Below are 16,775 nucleotides of genomic sequence, written 5' to 3' on the forward strand. Positions count from 1 at the left end.
TTGGCCATGACCGCTCCGGGACCCGACAACGCACTGTCGAGGAATTCCTCAGTCGGCCTGGAGTCAGTTCGACCAGGGCTCGGCGGCCGTGGTGACGGGCTGGCCGGTGCGGGCGGACTCCTCGATGGCCAGGGCGAGGAGATGGTCTTGGGAGGCCTCGGCGAGGGGGTACGGCGGCGGTCCGTCGCCGCGAGCGAAGGTTGTCATGCGGTCGAGCAGGGTCGCGATCGAAATGTCCTCGTCGGCCAGTCTCACGTCCGGGAAGGGGTTGCGGTAGAGCACCTGGCCGTCGAGCGACAGGTGGTCCAGGGCGAAGCCTTCGAGGTTGAGGTCGATGCCGGTCTGGCGGCGGACCAGCCGTGACTCCACCGCCGTGGTGGCGTCGACCAGGCGAATGAGGCGGTCGTCGACGAGTTCACCCCGGCTGCCGCGGATCACGATGCGGTTCTGGCGGAGCGGGTTGTGCCACTGGTTGTCGGTGAAGTCGTAGAGCGCCGTCCGGCCGTCGCCGAAGTCGATCGTCGCCAGCGTGGTGGTGGCGTCCTTCGGCTCGTCGTTGCCCGACCAGCCGTCGCGAACCATCGGGTCGGCCAGCGGCGCGACGAACTTGCGGGCGTTGACCGTCGCCGGCCCGCGCCCCCCGTCGAGCAGCCGGCGGACCACCGCCAGCGCGTGGTAAAGGTGCGTGGACGATATCTGGACCGAAGTGACCTGACCGAGCGCTCCCGAGTCGATCAGAGCCGCCTGCGCCGCATGTGACGGCAGGAACGGATTCTGCTCGGCCACCTGGACGAGCCCGGTCGCGCCGACGTCCGACCAGAGCCGGCGCAACCCGTCGAGATCCGGCGCGGGCGGAGTCTCGCTCAGCACCGGGATGCCGAGGGCAACGAGTTCCCTGGTCACGCGCGGAGCGACCTCCCACGGTACAGAGACGATTACGAAGTCCGGCTTGTCCACCGCCAACTCGCCGACGGAGCGGTAGGTGGGGACGCGCCACTCGCGTTCCACCTCTTGGCCGCGTTCCGCAGTACGGGTGACGACACCGCTGACCGTGAACCGGTCGGGCATCGCTTCGGCCAGGCGGTGGAAGAAGCCGGTGCGCCAGCCGCTCCCGACGATCCCGTACCGCCCCGGCCTGGCGTTGTCCTGTGGAAGTGTCGCCATGTCACCCCTTCATCGGTCCGGTCCCCGCCGGAGCATTCTCCCCCAGCAACCTCCGCTCAAAGATTAGTTGACACGACATACGTGTCGTGTAATCTATTACTCATGGACATCAGCAGAGTGAGTGCGCTCAGCACCGGCACCGTCCGGATCCGGCCCGAACATGTCGGCCCCACGGACAAGCATCTGTACGTCTGGCTCGCCACCTCGCGCAGCTGGACCCCGCCGCGACCGATCAACGTCTACGTCGTCGAGCACCGGGAGGGTCTGGTGCTGTTCGACACCGGCCAGGACCGCGCCTCGGTGACCGAGCCCGACTACTTCCCCGGTGGGCTGAACGGCCTGATCTACGACCGGCTCGCCACCTTCGAGATCGGACCCGAGCAGACGTTGACCCGCCTGCTAGCCGCCAACGGGTACGACTTCCGCGACGTGCACACCGCCGTCCTCTCGCACCTGCACCAGGACCACATCGGCGGTCTCCCCGAGCTCAGTCACGCCCGCATCGTGATCGCGGACGACGAGTGGAAGTCGATGCGCCGCCCACTCGCGGCCGCGCGCGGGTACCTGCGGCAGCACATCGATCGGCCTGATCTGCGCTGGGAGCGGATTCACCTCGAGCCGCTGGAAACCGGTCCGTTCACCACCGGCCACGACCTCTTCGGCGACGGCAGCCTGGTGCTGCTGCCGACTCCCGGACACACGCCGGGCTCGCTGTCGATGCTCGTACGCCGCCCCGGCGAACCGCCGCTGCTCATGGTCGGGGATCTCACGTACGACGCCGATCTCCTCGCGGCCGGGGAGGTCCCTGGAGTCGGTAAGAAATCGGACCTCCGGCTGTCCGTTGCCAAGGTCAACGAGTTGCGCGAGCAGCACCCCGGCCTGGTGGTCCTGGCTGCCCACGATCCCGCCGCAGCCGGGCGCCTCGAAGTACCGGCTGGTGGTTCGGCGCTGGGAGTGGGCTGGTGAAGGTCGCCGAGGAACTGCGCTACCTGATCCTGGCGATACAGCGCGAGGGGAACCGGCTACTGGCGGCGGAGCTCCGGCCGCTGGGCGTGACGCCGTCGCAGGCGGAGGTCCTGCGCGTACTGCGCGACCACGGGCCGCTCACGTTGAACGCCCTGGGCGGGCTGCTCGTCTGCGAGACGGGGAACAGCCCGAGCCGGCTGGTCGATCGTCTCGTCGCGCAGGGCCTCGTCCAGCGCGACACGGATCCGGACGACCGCCGCTACCTCGCGCTCAGCCTGACCACGGAAGGGAAGGCCCTCAGCAAGCGCATCGTCGCGGCTGAGGAGGTGCTGCACGACAGCATCGAACAACTCGTCGCCGGACAACCGGTGGACGAAACCATTACCACGCTGCGCGCGCTGGCCGGGGCCTTCCCTGCCGGAGAAGCCCTGGCCCGCCGCCGCGCCGCCGAGGAGGCCTGAAACCCCATGGAACAAGCAACTCTCACCATCTCCGGATCACCCGCCGACGTTCTGCTCGATCCCCTCGCGCTTCCCTTGTGGAATGAGGCCTTCCTGCACATCGACGGCCCGGCCGTCCCTGCCGTCGGCACCCGCTACACGCTCCGGGTCCGCCCCGGGCTCAGCGGCTGGCTCGAGTACACGGCGATCACCAGCGACCGCGTGGAGATAACCTGGCAGGTCCCGGGTTTCCACGAGCACGGTGTTTGGTTGATCGAGGACGGCCGAGTCACCCATTCGTTCGAGCACACCGGCCCGCTGGCCGCAGTACTGCGTTCTGCCTATCGCGGGATCGCCGCAGTACGACTGGAGCGGTTGCGTGAGCGGGTGCTCGGCCTCTCCACGCTGTAGTCACTGGAAATGGGCGCCGGGTTTGCGGTAGCCGCGGAGAAGGTCCCGGGAGATGATCAGGCGCTGCATCTCGTCGGTGCCCTCGAAGATGCGCCAGAGGCGGACCTCGCGGAACCAGCGTTCGATCGGGAGTTCCTTGGTGTAGCCCATGCCGCCGTGGATCTGCAGCACCCGGTCGGCGACGCGGTTCACCGCGTTCGTGCCGTAGAGCTTGGCGATCGCGCTGTCGTGCTGGGGATGCCGGCCCTGGTCGACGGTCCAGGCGGCGTACAGGACCAGCCAGCGGGCCGCCTCCAGCTCGACCTCGGAGTCGGCGATCATCCACTGGATCGCCTGGTTGTCGGCGATCGGGCTGCCGAAGGTCTGGCGGGTGTTGGCGTGCTCGATCGCCAACTGCAGAAGGCGTTCGCAGACGCCGATCCCGCGGGCCGGGATGATGAAGCGGCCCTTCATGATCCAGCGCATCGCCAGCTCGTACCCTTGGCCGATCTCGCCGAGCACATGATCCTGGGGGACCCGGACGTCGTCGAAGTTCAGCGTCGCCGGGACCGCCTGGCCCATCGTGACGATCTCGTCCGAGGTCCAGCCGCGGTCCCGGTCGACCAGGAACGCGGTGAAGCCGCCCTTCGAGCCCTTCTCCGCATCCGTCACCGCGATCACGATGGCGAAGTCGGCTTCGTTACCTCCCGTGATGAAGGTCTTCTCACCGCGGATCACCCAGTCGTCGCCGTCACGGCGCGCGGTGGTGCGGATCGCGCGGGTGTCGGAGCCGGCGCCGGGCTCGGTGATCGCGAAGCAGGACCGCCGCTCACCGGAGATGGTCGGCAGCAGGTACTCCTTGCGCTGCTCCTCGTTACTCTCGAAAAGGATGTTGTCGGCCTCGCCGCCGAACGAGAACGGCACGAAGCTCCGGGCCAGCTCGCTGGTGATCAGCGCCTGGTCGACCGACGACAGGCCCATCCCGCCGTACTCCTCGGGCGTGCTCAGCCCCCAGAAGCCGAACGACTTCGCCTTCTGCCGGAGCTCGTTCACGACGCCCGGCTCCAGCCCGGGCAACCCCTCCCGCTCCCGCCTGAGCACCTCGTTCTCCAGCGGCATCAGCTCCCTGCGCACGAACTCGCGCGTCGTCTCGCGAATCGCCCGCTGTTCCTCACTGAGCGAGAAGTCGACCATCAGCCCTCCATCGATCCGGTGTTCAACCACCGTAGGCCGATCTAGGCCGCAGCACATGCTGATGGAGATTTGCCGCACCCGCCCGCACATCGACCAACCCGGCGCGTAGGGGATCTACCTGGGCCCGAACCCGCAGGACCTGGTGCTGCTGACCGGCGAGCCGAGGCTCACCTTCGTGCCCGGCTGGATCAGCCGTTCCAGAAGTCCTGGAATACGCAGGTTCCGACTAACCTGACTGAATGGCCAACACCTCAGCCCTCCAGGAAGCATTCCACTGGGTACGGGGCGAGCTGACACGCATCCATGGGCAATCGTTCGACAAGCGAGAGGTCCGCCTCCGGACAGGCGCGAGTCACTCCTTCAACGCTGTGGCCGCCGACGGAAGCTTCGTCGCGACGGTGACGAACAGCACCGGACTGACATCCGGCGGCAAGCGACCCGTCGGCAAGATCCGAGGAGCGATTGCAGAGCTCTACTTCCTATCGCTCGTCGATGCCTCCGCTAGAGTTCTCATCGCGACCGATCCGAACTTCTTCGCCATCCTTCAAGCCGAGTTGGCGGGCGCGCTCGTCGAAGGAGTGCAGATTTCTCACCTTGCGCTGCCGGCCGATCTGGTCACCAGAGTCTCCGAAGTGACCGCGGCAGCGAGTACTGAGATGGGCAGGTAAGCGATATCGCTCGCGGCCCCGACCGCTCGACTGGTGCGAACGCACTTGGTCGCGGTGCTCTTCGTAACGTCGAAGTTGGCGCGGGTGATAGCCAAACGAGGGCGTTGACCCGGCCGCCACCACTCACCAAGGACGTGTGATGTCCGCCTGCGGGCTCGGCCGGAGCCTGCAGCCTTCGGCCACCGAGGGTTCGGTGAGTGGTGGAAGCCGCACCTCAGGGAGCGATGGGGACGGCGCGCTTGTGGATGGTGCGGCGGTGGAACGCGATGATCGTGTCGGCGGCCGTATCGTCGACAGGCTTGCCTTCGAGGAAGTCGTCGATCTGGTCGTAGGTGACGCCCAGCGCGACCTCGTCGGGGAGACCCGGGTTGTTGCTCTCCAGATCCGCCGTCGGGATCTTGCCGGTGATCTCGTCGACCGCGCCCAGGCGTGATCCGATCGCCCGGACCCGCCGCTTGGTCAGCCCGGCCAGCGGAGTCAGGTCGCACGCGCCGTCGCCGTACTTGGTGAAGAACCCCATCACCGCCTCCGCCGCGTGATCGGTGCCGACCACGAGCCCGCCACGCGCGCCGGCCACGACGTACTGCGCGATCATCCGCTGGCGCGCCTTGATGTTGCCGGTGTGGTAGTCCGCCCGGTCGCCGAGATCCGAGTGCTTGACCGACTCCACCATCGCGTCCGTGGCGGGTTTCACGTCGACCGTGAGCGTCTCGTCCGGGCGGATGAACTCGAGCGCCCGCTGGGCGTCCACCTCGTCGGCCTGGATGCCGTATGGGAGGCGCATCGCGACGAAGGTGGCATTCCCGCCGCTCGCGCGGACCCGCTCGACCGCGAGCTGGCAGAGGCGCCCCGCAGTACTGGAGTCGACGCCGCCGCTGATGCCCAGCACGTACGTCGAGGCGCCGGACAGGCGGAGCTGGTCCGTCAGGAAGTTGATGCGGCGCTCGATCTCGAGGTCCGGGTCGAACGACGGGGTCACGCCGAGCTCGGCGACTATCAGCTCCTGCAGGTACTGGCGGTCGAGCTCGCTCATCGGACTCCCTCGTCGGTGCGGACAGACGAGGCCAGCCTATTTCTCCGGATCCAGGAGCCGTCCGGGGGTCGCCGGACATAAGGATTCCCCGCGCACCCGGAAGAGCTCACTTACCCTTGCTGCCTTCCGGCCCTGGGGGAGTTGGGCGAGATACCGCCACGCGGGGAACCATCGAAGAGTGTACGGGATCGAGGGCCCCATCCAGCAAACCGGGTCAACCGGCCACGGCGAACCCCCGCCAGGCACCCCGCAGTGCCGGAATAGAGCAGCTCCACCGAGAGTTGGCGGTTGTATGGGAAACCTCGACTTCGGCCGGTTCGGGATCACCACCGGGTTGGACAGCAGCCCCGAGTCACTGGCGGCAGCGGCTGCCGCGGAGGAGCTCGGCTATCCAGCGATCTGGCTGTCCGGCGGCCCGTTGCCCGGACTGCAGACCATCGTCGACCTGATCCATGCGACCGAGACCATCAGGTTCGTCAGCGGCATCCTCGCCGTCGACAGATACAGTGCGACCGACGTCAGCACGACGTACCAGCAGCTAGAGGCTCAGGCGCCCGGACTCTTTACCGTCGGCCTCGGCGGCGCGCACGGCCCGCGACCACTCGGCATCCTGAACAACTATCTCGACCAGCTGACCGCAGTACCGATCGACCACCGTCTGCTGGCTGCGCTCGGCCCGCGGATGCTCGAGCTGGCACGCGACCGCACGGCCGGCGCATATCCCTTCCTCATCCGGTCCGAGTACACGACCGAGGCCCGCAAGACGCTCGGCCCGGACAAGCTGCTCGCGGTCTCCCACCTCGCGGTCGTAGAGACCGACGCCGACCGCGCCCGGGCGATCGCGAGGGGAACGATCAGTTTCTTCCCGCGGATCCCCAGCTACCTCGCCTCGCTGAAGCGGCAGGGATTCACCGACGAGGAGATCGCCGAACTGCCCGATCACGTGGTCGATTCGCTTGCCGCCTGGGGTACGCCGGCCGACATCGCCGCGAAGCTGACCGAACACCTCGACGCCGGCGCGAACCACGTCGCCATCAACGTGATCACCGGCGTCACCGGCCCCCAGCCGATCGACCAGTGGCGCGCGCTGGCGGACGCCGTACTCTCCTAGCCCCTGATCCTGTTGAGCAGCGCGGGGATCCAGTGATCGCCGTACCGCGCCCGCAGCTCCTCACGCTGCCAGTCCTCGCCCGTGATCTTCCCCCGGCACAGCGATGAACCGCAGTTGCACGCCATCTCGAAGTCGGTGCCGGTGCTCGTGCCGTAGTCGCTGGTGATCTCCTCGCCCGGTGCGATGTCCCGGCAAGCCTCGAGGGTGACGGCGTCGATCCACCAGAGGTTCGGATCACAGCTGTGGTTGCCATAGGCAATAGTCGGCCGCGGATCATTGGGAAGAACCAGATGCTCGTCGTCGGCCAGGGTGATCGTGTCCACCGGCGGATTCTCCAGCAGTTCCCGGAGTTCGGCCGTGCTCACCTTCCGCCCAGCCAGCCGGGAGACCACCTCGCCCTTGCTGATCGCCTTGGTGGCGAACAACCCCTGCCCGGCGATACCGGACCGCCGTACCTCGAGACCCGGATGCGACCAGGTGAGCTGCTTCTCGTACAGCCGCACCGTGCTCTCGAGCTTGTCGTAGGTGTACGGCTTCGCCTCGCCGGTCGGCTCGAACCCCTGCCTGCTCCAGAACCCCGCGGCCTGCTCGGCATTGGTATCCACCACCGCCAGCCTGAGCCTCCACCAGTCGCTCCCGAGGTACTCCTCGAGCAACCTGTACGCCGCCGCGCCCACTCCGCGGCCCTGGTGGTTCTTGTGGACCTCCAGCAGCCCGATGTACGCCGTACGGTCGTCCGGGTATCCGTTGAGCAGGTCGATCACCGCGACGAGTTGATCCCCTTCCCAAGCGCCGAGCACCACCTTCGCGTCCTCGGGCAGTCCCTCGGGCCGCATCATCAGGAGGCTCTGCGCATCTGCCGGGCCTGGCGGATAGCCCGTGATGCGTTCGGTGTAGCCCGGATCGGACTCGATCAACTCCTGGAGTTCGGCGACCTCTTCCGGCGTGATCTCCCGCAGCCTCACTCTGCCTCCTCCAATTCGGTGACACTGCCGGCCATGATTTTGCGGACGTTCCTGGTCACCTTCTCGGGCGCCCAGTCCCACCAGGCGACCGCGAGCAGCCGGGCGATCTCCTCGTCGCTGAAGCGTTTGCGGATCACCTTGGCGGGGTTGCCCCCGACGATCGCGTAGTCCGGTACCTCGTCGACCACCACCGCACCCGACGCCACGATCGCCCCGTGCCCGATCCGCACTCCCGGCATCACCATCGCGCCGTACCCGAACCAGACGTCGTTCCCCACCACGGTGTCCCCGCGCCCAGGCAGCCCGGTGATCAGGTCGAAGTGCTCCGCCCACGCACCACCCATGATCGGGAACGGGAACGTCGACGGCCCGTCCATCCGATGGTTGGCCCCGTTCATGATGAACGTCGTCCCCGTGCCCAGCGCGCAGTACTTCCCGATCCGAAGCTTCTCGGGCCCGTAGTGGTACAGCACGTTCTCCACGAACGCCTCCGGCGCCACGGGATCGTCGTAGTACGTGAACTCCCCCACCTCGACCAGCTCCGACTCGACCAGCGGCTTGAGCAACACCACCCGCTCAACCCCAGCCATCGGATACGTCTGCCCAGGATCCGGCCCACTCTCCATGCCCCGACCCTAAAACCCCGCCCGGCCCCTCTTCCTCCCCTTTACCACCCACCTCAGGCTCCGCGGCCCCTCCCAACCCCCGATTTCACCCCCCACCCCTGTCTCGCGTATCCTCTCGCCTTGGAGGATTCGCCTAGAGGCCTAGGGCGCACGCTTGGAAAGCGTGTTGGGGGCAACCCCTCACGAGTTCGAATCTCGTATCCTCCGCCACTCTCCGAGCGGCCGATCGACCGGTGTTTCCGCTGGTCAGAGCGCAGTATCGGCACTCAGAGGGAACGAAGTGGAACCGGCCCGGCCGCATCAGCGACCGGGCCGGTTCTGTCTGTGGTCTCAGTTCTGGTCTCATTCAAGGTTCGCCTGACTTCCATTCGCCCAACGGGGCTCAATCAGTGATCCTCCTGGAGCTGTTCGAACAGACACTCGGATGCACCGCCGACACTTGTCGCAGGTGATCGAGATTCCGTGGATGCGCTCTCCTCCCAATTCCGTCATCTCACTACGGCCATGGAGTTGACACGGTCGCAGGCTCGCACTCATCAGGGTGCCAGGCACACGAGGCACCTTGCGATGGACCGATGCTCCACACCAGGTGTCCCTATGGCGACTGCGACTCTCGCCGCTGAAAAATCTTCAACTCGCCAAGCGCCCCCGCTGTTCGGCAGATGGCGAGAGCGTTCGAATCGTCAGAGCCTCTAGCCAATTCACGATAGGGCGGTTCGTGATGACTTCGTCGCAGTCCTGAGCCAGCGGGCCGGCCAAAGCTTCACCGCGGTGCACTCACGTCGCTAGCCAACTGAACTCCACAACGACGACATCCAACATCGCAAGCCCCGCCTCCGGATCCGCGATTGGTCAAGCTCGCACATTGACAAGCTGCGCCAGCTCCCGCAAACTCGCCGAAGTAAGCACTGCTCATGGCCGGGGAAGCGCCGTGGCTAATCACAAAATTGCGTCAGGGTAGGTGGGGGCACCTCGAATGAATCTTGACGACACAATCAAATCCAGTGCTCGCGCCTCGGCGACAAGAAATCCGCCTGTCACAGCTGAATATATCGAAGATAATCTCTACGCGATTATCGCCATTTTCGGCACGCGAATTCGCGATTTCCAACCCGGCGGTCATGCGCGAGCGATCTCACTCGTTGCAGAACATCTAGCTGTAAGATACCGGCGCAGCTATGCGGCCACGAGGCCGCGTCGCGCCAATCAATCTGAAGACACTGACGCCTATTTCTATTTCCCTGCGGAAGTGGCTTTCTTGCTGCACATGATAGCGGAAGGCCACACTACCTCCATCGCACATCGCACGGCGGCACAATACCTCGACTGGGATCTAGAGCCGTTGGCCAGCGATACAGCGATCGCAACTGCACCACCGCAGTACATGACATCGAGGGCGGCCTTCGATCTAGTAATAGGGATGGCCGACGTAGAGCAGGCGATGCGGTTCCTCCTCCCCAGTGAAAAAGTACTACTGGAGGCCGCCTTGTATCACAGCATTTCTTCGGATCGGCCACCACCGCGACACCTTGTCGACGCTTTCAAGTCGGCATCAGTAAAGATCTGCTCAAGGCTTAATGGAAATTCGACGACAGAAAATGGCTCCGGCAACACAATACGTGCTCGGCGAGAGGTAGCATCATGGTAGATAATCGGAGTATCAACAGACTCCTCATGAGGATATCCCCCAGAGCGGAAATGGAATCATGGGACGACGCCGAGAAATCATTCGCCGAGCTAGAGAATTTCAGCGACGCACTTGAAATACCCAGTCATCAAATTATTCTGGGCAGGCGCGGCACAGGCAAAACTCATGCTTTGATGAATATGGCCAGCAAATTGAAGAGGGCTGGTGATCTGGTAATCTTCATTGACATGCGGCAACTAGGGTCGACCGGAGGCATATACGGCGACCCTCGACTGCCGATCTCCCGGCGAGGCACTCAGTTATTGGCGGACATCTTTGAACGCGTCAACGAAGTGCTGTGGCACGCGGCGGTCGAAGATCCTGATGATCGATTTGGCGGATTGCTCAACCTCCTGGATCCGCTGACAGACGCCGCAGCGTCAGTGGAAGTAATAGGAGATGTCGAACGCGAGGTCTCCAAAACGGTGGCCGATTCGGAAGACTCGACAAGCAACTTCGGAATCGAATTGCCGCGCCCAGCGGTAAAATTGCAGAAAACATCCACAAAGAAGCGGAGTCAAAGCGGAAGTTCAAAATCTATAGTTCGCGGCTCCGCCCGCCCACACATTGTATTTGGGTCTCTGGCGTCGGCGTGGGGCGCATTGGCCGCCGAGCTAGGGCCCCGCCGGGCCTGGATCATCATAGATGAATGGGCGACGGTTCCAGTCGATCTGCAGCCGATCTTGGCAGATCTACTTCGCCGCGCGATCTTCCCTCTGCGCAATGTCGTCGTGAAGATCGCTGCAACAGAGGCTGCGTCTGTTTTTGAGGAACGCTTCGAACAGGGAGGCTACCTCGGAATCGACTTAAGCGCCGATGTTTCCTCAGTACTCAACTTAGATGATCACCTGGCCTCCATGTTAAAAGGACAGGGTCGAACTGAAGGATTTATCGCAGAGATGATTCTGCGCCATATCGGCATTAGCGATCGAGCAGCCATTGATCAGAACTTTAACATGGCCGATGCAGCTAACCGTCTAAGAAATATTGCTTTCGCCGGCCAGGATTCGTTCGATGAATTCACGATATCTTTTGAGGGAGTGCCGCGGGATGCTCTGAATATTCTGTCGTCCGCCGCACTGCGCGCGGGCAGCTCTCCATTAGGAGTCAGGCACCTTCGCGGCGCCGCGCGCGACTACTACCTCACGAGCAAGACAGGCAAAAACTTGCCTTCGCCAAGCCGAAAGGTGCTTACCACAATACTCAACGAAGTGCTTGGCATGCGTCGTTCCCGGTTCTTTTACCTTCGACAAGACGGCGACGCCACCGATCCACGCATCATGGAGCTCTACGAACACCGGGTGCTGCATCGATTGGTTAAGGGCATTTCTGAATCGGAAAATCCAGGCATTCTATACGATGGGTTCGCCATCGACCACGGCTGCTATATCGCGGCCGTGGGCGACGAATTCATACACCTTCTTCGAGATCCCCTAGCAGGGGTGCCAAAAACAGCTGTAGATCTAACGGGGGACCTGAAGGTCCAGATTTTCCGCCTTCCGCGCTGACGTTAGAGGCTGGGACACCGTGACGGCAAAGGAACCGATGGGATATACGGCTCTTCGGAATCAGGCGAGGTTTGGGGTTCGCCGGTAGGGACGGGTTCCGTCTGCGGCGAGCAGGACGCGTAGTCGGTAGTTGGTGAAGTTGCGGAAGCCGTGGGCGAGTCGTCGGGTCTTCTCGATGACTCCGTTGATCGCCTCGGTGCCGCCGTTGTTGACCCCGCCGGTGTCGAAGTAGGCCAGGATCTGCTTGCGCCACTGGCGCAGAGTCCGTCCGAGCCGGGCCAGTTCGGGAATGGGGCAGGTGTGGAGGGTGTCGATGATCTGCTCGGCGAGCCGGCGTCCGGCCTCTGGGGTGCTGGCGTGGTAGATCGCTCGGAGCCGCTGGTAGACCTGCCATCCGAGGTGGACCTCGCCGTTCGGGTCACCGACCCGAAGGTGCCGATCGAGCCTAGCCTTCTGCTGGCCGGTGAGATGCTCGATTCCGGTCATCAGGGTCCGCCGGATCCGATACAGCGGGTCGTCCTTCAAGCCTCGTCGGCCCAGGGTCTCCTGTTGCACCCGGCGGCGGACATCATCGATCGCGGTCGAGCCGAGCTTCACAACATGGAACGCATCGAGCACGGCGACGGCGTCGGGCAGCTCGTCGCGGATCGCGTTGGCATAGCCGCGGAACGGGTCCAGGGCGGCGTGCTCGACGCTCACGGTGACCTCGAGCCCTTCGTTCTTGAGCCAGTCGGCGTAGACCGTGCCGGAGCGGCCCTCGACCGCGTCCAGCAGGCGGGCATGCAGGCAGCCGTTCTCGTCGCGGGTCAGGTCGACCATGATCGTGACCGCCTTGTTGCTGGCGCGCATCGAGGGACGCCAGATGTGCTCATCGACCCCCAGCGTCTTCACCCCCCTTCAGCCGTTCGGGTCTGCTGACCCGCCGGGTGGCCTCGGTCTTGATCGCCGCCCAGGCGGTGTGCCAGTCCACGCCTAGGTGCCGGGCGATCGCCGAGACGGTGGTGTCGTCGTGCCGCAACGCGTCCGTGGCCCACGCGATCGCCCGCGCCGTGAGCTTGGACCGCCTGGCGGCATAGGCGTGGTCTTCGGACCAGGTCGAGACCGGACAGGCCTGCTCGGCGCACCGCCAGATGCGCTTGCGCCACCGCACCAGCACCGGCCGCCCGAAACACGGCGCATCATGCAGCCGCACCACACGGCGGCCGTGCCCGACCGCCACCACCCCGCACGAGACGCAGCCCGCCAGCACCTGGTCGGTCTCCACCTCGAGCACCAGCGTGCCGTCGTCGCGGCGAGTCGCGGCGAGGACATGCACGCCCTCGACACCGAACACTTCATCGGTCCGGGCGCACCACAACGCACCGGACTCACACGTACAGTGAGACACGTCAGGGTCTTCTCTTGTCAGCTGCTTGGTCGCTGCTGATCGTGAAGGCCCTGACCCCTTCCCCGGCAACGCCACGCCGACAGTGACGAGCGACTCACCCACGCTCAACTCCGAAGAGCCCCAAATGTCGACCCGCAGATACCGCCAATTCGAACAGCAGAAGCTGAGATCCACGACATGAGCAACCAGAGGCAATACCAAGTACACGTGATCCGCGACGGCTTTGTCATCGACACCCACACAGCGCCGGCCGCGTTGGCTCAGCAGTACGCCAATGTCATGAGACTGCTCTACCCGAACGACCAGATCCGCTGCGACCGCGTCCCCGAGATGCAAACGCCCGCTGCTGCGATAGCCAGACCCCGCAATGACCCAGGGGCAATTGTGGCCCCAGACGGGCGGTCCTAGGACCAAATCGGTACGCTGACTCGCAGCCAGCTGGTGATCCCTGGAAAGGACGGGTGCGGACGGATGATCCGGGTGCGGTGGACAGATCCCCCTAAGCACATCGCCTAGCGATGGAGCTTGCATTCGAGACCCGTGCGCTCAGGACCCTCTGCGAAGAGGACGACGTCGCCGCAAAGAAGCTGCCAGGAGAGGTTGTCGATGCACTCAAACGGCGTCTGGCAGACCTCCATGCAGCAGACTCAGTGCTTGATCTGGTTGTTGGCCGACCTGATTTCGACCCCACGGCGCCCCTCGTACGGATGACGCTCGCAGCGAACTATGTGCTCACCTGTGCGGCGAATCACCGAATATGCCCCCTACAGGCCACCGGCGCAGTAGATTGGCAGCGAGTTCGCCGCCTGAAGATCCTCACGATCGAGAGGAGCGAGAGCGATGCCTAGCAACGCGACGTTCGCCCCGCGTTGGGCTTCCCCCCCAGGCGACACAATCCGAGAGGCTCTGGACGAGCGCGGCCTATCCCTGACCCAGTTTGCAGACATGATGGCGTGCTCACCGGAGCGTGCCTCCGGACTCCTGGACGGTGCTGAGCCGATCTCGCTCGAACTTGGCCGACGGCTTGCCGACACTATCGGGGCTACTACTCAGTTCTGGATGTCTCGTGATGCGCAGTACAGAGACGATCTGGATCGTGTCAACGCCGACCGCTGGGCGGAATCTTTGCCTACAGCAGAGATGCGAAAACTTGGCTGGCTGCCGAAGACCTCTGACTGGCATGAGCGCCTCGATGCTTGCTTGCAGTTCTTCGGTGTCCCCGATCTCCGCACCTGGGACGACACCTATGGGTCCCTGCTCGCAACCGCCAAATTCCGAACCTCACCAAAGATCCGAACGGACGAAGCAGCAGTTGCGGTTTGGCTTCGCCAAGGCGAGGTCGAAGCCCAGCACCTCAATGTTGGGCGGTGGAACCCAGCTAGGTTCCGAGACGTGCTGGCTGACGCCAAGAGTCTGACCAGAGAGAAGGATCCGGCCATCTTCCTGCCGGCACTCACGACGCTCTGCGCGAGCGCGGGCGTCGCGATTGTCGTCGTCCGCAGCCCTCAAGGTTGTCCAGCGAGTGGGGTGGCACGCCGCCTGGGGTCCGGCAACCCACTCCTCGTCCTAAGCGGTCGACACCGATCGGACGATCACCTCTGGTTCACCTTCTTCCACGAGGCAGCACACGCCCTCCTGCACGATCCTGGTCTGGTATTCGTCGATGAATTGGCGCCAGGGAGTCCGGCCGCTTCAGATGTTGAGCGCGAGGCTGACAAGTTCGCGGAAGATATTCTCTGCCCGCGATCTTTGCTTGAAATGCTGCCAAGTGGGCGTATAACCACAAGAGATGTTATCCGAGCAAGCAGAGCAGCTGGCGTAGCGCCGGGGATTGTAGTCGGGCAACTTCAGCACAATGGAATGCTTGGATACGATCAGCTTAACAGCCTAAAGCGACGATATCGGTGGAATGGGTCTAACCTCGAAATCGCCTAAACGTCGCCGGGCTCTTCTGCCAATTACATAGCGAGTCCTCCAGGACATCCGGGCCGACGTTGAGGTATTTCTCTAACTCCTCAATACCGTCCTGGCACTCTCGGCTACTTAGACGCTTCGAACGCCCGAGTAGCAACTGCGCCCCGTAAAGCGGGCCAGTAGCTCCTATGAGATAGGTGTGTGCTGGCACGATGTTGGCGAGTTCTAGCTTGCTGACCAAGGACAGATAGTCAAAGCGTGCGACACGTCCAAAGCGACTAACCTTCGCCATCGATTTGTAGAGAACATCGAATCCCGTTGTCGGATCCAACGCCTCCACAGCTCCGAAGAGGTCCGCATGGGAACCCGCGGCCACTACCCATTGAACATATGTAGACACCACCTCCCCAGTTCCAGAACGTGTCGAGCCGGTCAGACTCTCATACTTTCTATGGTTTCCGAATCCACGGGGAACTCCCGGCCGCTGTAGCTCCGCCTTATTGTCATCTAACCACCGCCGAAACTCGCCCGTATCGGCCACCACGCTCACCCAATCCCACCGCCCACCTTGACCGAGCTTTCCATACACTTCGCGGGCGTACCTCCACTCTGCCCGCAGATGCTTACCAAAGTGCACATACAAGAAGACCATCCAGCAGGCCTCCTCGAAATTGCCGCCGCGATCGTTCAGGATTGCCGCCTTGAGCGGGTCGAACGCATCACTGGCTGGATCCGCCCCGGCAGGTGAAAGCTCCAGCTGACGAACACGTTGAATGTATCTATTGCGTCGCTCGCTATCGATTATCTGCTCGACCAGAGCATCCCGAGTCGCGGGTGACTTTATCCCCGGAAGTGGATATCTCTCGTCCTCAAAGCGATCGAGGCACGCAAGGAGCCTATCCGCCTCCGCACGATCGGCGGGTCTCATAGTGTATCCAACTGTGCAGACTTGCCAGCCCATGCACCAATTCGGGATATGACATCTGATGTAACCCCAAAACTGCTCTGCAGGTTGTGGTTGTACCCAAGTACCCGCATTGGCTCCAGCAATCGGACACCACCGATGACCTCAACCGAGCCCATATAGGCGTACCCCGAGACGGCAGCCCCCCGACCACGCGGCAATGACCAGTCGTCCCTCCACTCAACCTCAAGGTTGCAACCAGTCATCAATTCGAAGTGTTTGATAACAGATCGGCCATTTAAGACAAGAACTTCGATATCTGAATTGCGCAGGAGTAGTCCCAGTGCGTCATGCGTTTCACTCAACAACAGTCGTTGCTCAGCAGGTGGAAGACTTCCCCATTTGTTGGATGTGGCATACGGAACGAGGTCAAGATGGCAGGCCGTCGGATGCGCGCCATAGAAAGTGGCGCCGCTCGGCTTCAGCACCTCTTCCAAGATTCTAAACCATCGATCATAGGGGTTGGTGCGGAAATAGCGACGGCATGCATTGACGATGTCACGGAGATGCATGCCGTTGACCTCCGCCCATCGCTCGCAGTCGAGCGATTTCAAGGTCGGCAGCCTTCTATCTGAATCGTTAAGCTCAAAGCCTCGCGAATCAACGAACTCTCGATTGCTGGGATTGATTCCTACGGTAGCAATTCTAGCCGTCTCAAGATCACCAAAGAAAGGAACCGGACAGCTCCATGGAATGACGCTTGTCCCGCCGACGCGCCCCGAATCCAAGCGATCGATAAACGTCGACATAGCCGAATA

At 63.5% G+C, this 16,775-nt stretch carries 18 protein-coding genes, 1 tRNA gene and 1 other RNA gene; 10 read left to right on the forward strand and 10 right to left on the reverse strand.

Going from position 1 to position 16,775, the window contains the following annotated elements:
* Positions 1 to 63: 63 nt before the first annotated feature.
* Entirely contained in the window at positions 64 to 1,164 is a 1,101-nt protein-coding gene (locus EV644_RS21590) for a Gfo/Idh/MocA family protein (protein ID WP_132190481.1), read from the reverse strand.
* Positions 1,165 to 1,266: 102 nt separating this feature from the next.
* Between EV644_RS21590 and EV644_RS21595 the strand changes: the two genes are divergently transcribed.
* The 3 genes from EV644_RS21595 to EV644_RS21605 are packed head-to-tail and all read left to right on the forward strand — an operon-like array spanning position 1,267 to position 2,981.
* Complete coding sequence (locus tag EV644_RS21595; RefSeq protein ID WP_132190482.1) at positions 1,267 to 2,130, forward strand: N-acyl homoserine lactonase family protein; 864 nt, start codon at positions 1,267 to 1,269, stop codon at positions 2,128 to 2,130.
* Positions 2,127 to 2,591, forward strand: coding sequence for a MarR family winged helix-turn-helix transcriptional regulator (locus EV644_RS21600; protein ID WP_132190483.1), 465 nt, complete (start codon positions 2,127 to 2,129; stop codon positions 2,589 to 2,591). The genes EV644_RS21595 and EV644_RS21600 overlap by 4 nt, the downstream gene beginning before the upstream one ends.
* A gap of 6 nt (positions 2,592 to 2,597) precedes the next feature.
* Positions 2,598 to 2,981 carry an SRPBCC family protein gene (locus EV644_RS21605; RefSeq protein ID WP_132190484.1) on the forward strand — a complete coding sequence of 128 codons (384 nt, stop codon included), beginning with the start codon at positions 2,598 to 2,600 and terminating at the stop codon, positions 2,979 to 2,981.
* On the opposite strand, the gene EV644_RS21610 is transcribed toward EV644_RS21605, so the two are convergent.
* Positions 2,982 to 4,154, reverse strand: a complete 1,173-nt coding sequence (locus EV644_RS21610) for an acyl-CoA dehydrogenase family protein (RefSeq protein ID WP_132190485.1) — start codon at positions 4,152 to 4,154, stop codon at positions 2,982 to 2,984.
* A 239-nt stretch (positions 4,155 to 4,393) separates the two neighbouring features.
* Here EV644_RS21610 and EV644_RS21615 point away from each other — a divergent pair, with 239 nt between their 5' ends.
* Entirely contained in the window at positions 4,394 to 4,822 is a 429-nt protein-coding gene (locus tag EV644_RS21615) for a hypothetical protein (RefSeq protein WP_132190486.1), read from the forward strand.
* Positions 4,823 to 5,036: 214 nt separating this feature from the next.
* Here the strand turns inward: EV644_RS21615 and nadE are convergent, their stop codons facing one another.
* Together nadE and ffs are read right to left on the reverse strand one after the other, a co-directional pair.
* Complete coding sequence (gene nadE, locus EV644_RS21620; protein ID WP_132190487.1) at positions 5,037 to 5,855, reverse strand: NAD(+) synthase; 819 nt, start codon at positions 5,853 to 5,855, stop codon at positions 5,037 to 5,039.
* 76 nt (positions 5,856 to 5,931) lie between these two features.
* An RNA gene (gene ffs / locus EV644_RS21625) (signal recognition particle sRNA small type) lies at positions 5,932 to 6,028 on the reverse strand.
* Between the two features lie 119 nt (positions 6,029 to 6,147).
* Between ffs and EV644_RS21630 the strand changes: the two genes are divergently transcribed.
* Positions 6,148 to 6,966: a TIGR03620 family F420-dependent LLM class oxidoreductase gene (locus tag EV644_RS21630; protein WP_132190488.1), complete on the forward strand. Its 819-nt coding sequence runs from the start codon at positions 6,148 to 6,150 to the stop codon at positions 6,964 to 6,966.
* On the opposite strand, the gene EV644_RS21635 is transcribed toward EV644_RS21630, so the two are convergent.
* Positions 6,963 to 7,931 (reverse strand): GNAT family N-acetyltransferase, encoded by a 969-nt coding sequence (locus EV644_RS21635; RefSeq protein WP_132190489.1) that lies wholly within the window; start codon positions 7,929 to 7,931, stop codon positions 6,963 to 6,965. The two genes, EV644_RS21630 and EV644_RS21635, sit on opposite strands and share 4 nt — an antisense overlap.
* Positions 7,928 to 8,557 (reverse strand): CatB-related O-acetyltransferase, encoded by a 630-nt coding sequence (locus tag EV644_RS21640; RefSeq protein WP_132190490.1) that lies wholly within the window; start codon positions 8,555 to 8,557, stop codon positions 7,928 to 7,930. The genes EV644_RS21635 and EV644_RS21640 overlap by 4 nt, the downstream gene beginning before the upstream one ends.
* A gap of 122 nt (positions 8,558 to 8,679) precedes the next feature.
* Here EV644_RS21640 and EV644_RS21645 point away from each other — a divergent pair.
* The 3 genes from EV644_RS21645 (at position 8,680) to EV644_RS21655 (ending at position 11,752) form a co-directional block, all read left to right on the forward strand.
* Positions 8,680 to 8,767, forward strand: a tRNA-Ser gene (locus EV644_RS21645).
* Positions 8,768 to 9,533: 766 nt separating this feature from the next.
* Positions 9,534 to 10,205, forward strand: a complete 672-nt coding sequence (locus EV644_RS21650) for a hypothetical protein (protein WP_132190491.1) — start codon at positions 9,534 to 9,536, stop codon at positions 10,203 to 10,205.
* A gap of 50 nt (positions 10,206 to 10,255) precedes the next feature.
* Positions 10,256 to 11,752, forward strand: a complete 1,497-nt coding sequence (locus EV644_RS21655) for a hypothetical protein (RefSeq protein WP_132190492.1) — start codon at positions 10,256 to 10,258, stop codon at positions 11,750 to 11,752.
* A 60-nt stretch (positions 11,753 to 11,812) separates the two neighbouring features.
* Here EV644_RS21655 and EV644_RS21660 read toward each other — a convergent pair whose 3' ends face one another.
* Positions 11,813 to 12,601, reverse strand: a complete 789-nt coding sequence (locus EV644_RS21660) for an ISL3 family transposase (RefSeq protein WP_241998583.1) — start codon at positions 12,599 to 12,601, stop codon at positions 11,813 to 11,815.
* Positions 12,602 to 12,620: 19 nt separating this feature from the next.
* Entirely contained in the window at positions 12,621 to 13,085 is a 465-nt protein-coding gene (locus EV644_RS45450; RefSeq protein ID WP_241998585.1) for a helix-turn-helix domain-containing protein, read from the reverse strand.
* Between the two features lie 572 nt (positions 13,086 to 13,657).
* Between EV644_RS45450 and EV644_RS21665 the strand changes: the two genes are divergently transcribed.
* Positions 13,658 to 13,987, forward strand: coding sequence for a hypothetical protein (locus EV644_RS21665; RefSeq protein WP_132190493.1), 330 nt, complete (start codon positions 13,658 to 13,660; stop codon positions 13,985 to 13,987).
* Positions 13,980 to 15,074, forward strand: a complete 1,095-nt coding sequence (locus EV644_RS21670) for an ImmA/IrrE family metallo-endopeptidase (protein ID WP_132190494.1) — start codon at positions 13,980 to 13,982, stop codon at positions 15,072 to 15,074. The genes EV644_RS21665 and EV644_RS21670 overlap by 8 nt, the downstream gene beginning before the upstream one ends.
* On the opposite strand, the gene EV644_RS21675 is transcribed toward EV644_RS21670, so the two are convergent.
* Positions 15,055 to 15,981: an alpha-glutamyl/putrescinyl thymine pyrophosphorylase clade 3 protein gene (locus EV644_RS21675; RefSeq protein WP_132190495.1), complete on the reverse strand. Its 927-nt coding sequence runs from the start codon at positions 15,979 to 15,981 to the stop codon at positions 15,055 to 15,057. The two genes, EV644_RS21670 and EV644_RS21675, sit on opposite strands and share 20 nt — an antisense overlap.
* Entirely contained in the window at positions 15,978 to 16,766 is a 789-nt protein-coding gene (locus EV644_RS21680) for a hypothetical protein (protein WP_132190496.1), read from the reverse strand. Before EV644_RS21680 ends, EV644_RS21675 begins: the two co-directional genes overlap by 4 nt.
* Positions 16,767 to 16,775 lie beyond the last annotated feature (9 nt).

Source organism: Kribbella orskensis (assembly GCF_004342085.1).
In the GTDB taxonomy this organism is placed as follows: Bacteria; Actinomycetota; Actinomycetes; order Propionibacteriales; family Kribbellaceae; genus Kribbella; species Kribbella orskensis.